We start from the raw sequence: 1,183 nt of genomic DNA, 5'->3' as shown, positions 1-1,183 counted from the left end.
CAAAGACAAAGCTTACCGTCATATGAACCAAGCACAAATTCGGCATAAGGATGTTTAAAGTGTTGGATATTAATCTGATTCATTGAATGTCCTTATTATGAATAACTTACCCGTATTTATAACGCCCAATTAAGGGGTGAGCAACGCTATCACCCAACTTAAAGCATTGTGCCATAAACACTAAAATTGAAGTAGAAGCAAAAATGCCAAGCGTTGGGAATCCCTCTTAAATTGTTTTTATACCTATTTTTTCTCGACGGCTTTAGTAGCTAAAACGGCTAAACCGCCCAGAGCTAATGCACCACCGAGAAATTTAGCAAACTTCGGATTTTCTGAGCATAAACCAACTAAGCTTGCGCCCAAAACAGCACCAGTTGCACCAGCAATAACTTGAGTCGAAGACATTTTTAAACCTGTAGCCCATTTAGCAAAATGCTCACAGTTTCGGTCTGTTAGCGAGTATTTCCACTCCCCAATTTGAGAACGAGCGAGTTCGAGTACCTCTGGAACTGGGCGGTCGTAAGTAACTTTAGCTGGATAGGTATGTTTACCTTTAGTCACCACATCCCAGCTCTCTTCTTGAACGGTGCCATTTCGTTGGGTTGCAGAAATGAGCATAGGTAGCCCCTTTTCACACAAAGAATCTGAAACTAGAGACCAGTGCTGATAAACACCGAAGTTACTGACAACAATATCGCCAGGATTTAGATTTTGAATTGACATATGTATCCCTACATTTGATTAATTGACGATATCAATATGTAGGCATACTTTTGAATTTCAAGTGGTTGCATAGGTATAACGCCCACTTAAGCGGACAAAAATAGTTGGCTATAATGTGGAGCGTAGCGGAACAAAGCCAACTGTTTTTGTTCCGACTTGAAGTGCTTGTTGAACGAAGCCGCTGCGCGGCAGAGTGAAAGCCCATAAGCTCGACTACGGTGAATATACCTTTAAAAAAGGAATATTTATCATGAACAAAGCGCAACAACATCGTTCAGATTATCTTTATGAACAACACCTTACTCATCTCACCTTGCAAGGTAAACGTCCCTTTACGATTGATGCTTATAGTCGTGCTCTACGTCGCATTACCCATCAACTGGATAAATCGCCAGACACGTTAACTACCGACGACCTGAAACGGTATTTTACACAACTGATCAAAACACATTCATGGAGT

At 41.0% G+C, this 1,183-nt stretch carries 2 protein-coding genes; one reads left to right on the top strand and one right to left on the bottom strand.

Annotated features, from left to right (window positions below):
* Positions 1 to 243: 243 nt before the first annotated feature.
* Complete coding sequence (locus tag C9J46_RS21280) at positions 244 to 723, bottom strand: lecithin retinol acyltransferase family protein (RefSeq protein ID WP_107291491.1); 480 nt, start codon at positions 721 to 723, stop codon at positions 244 to 246.
* A gap of 250 nt (positions 724 to 973) precedes the next feature.
* Between C9J46_RS21280 and C9J46_RS21275 the strand changes: the two genes are divergently transcribed.
* On the top strand, positions 974 to 1,183 hold a 210-nt coding region (locus tag C9J46_RS21275; protein WP_199190663.1), incomplete at its 3' end, for a phage integrase N-terminal SAM-like domain-containing protein.

The organism is Photobacterium sp. GB-36 (assembly GCF_003026135.1).
In the GTDB taxonomy this organism is placed as follows: domain Bacteria; phylum Pseudomonadota; class Gammaproteobacteria; order Enterobacterales; family Vibrionaceae; genus Photobacterium.
Note: the sequence above shows the minus strand (reverse complement) of the source record. Positions and strands in the feature narration are given on the sequence as shown.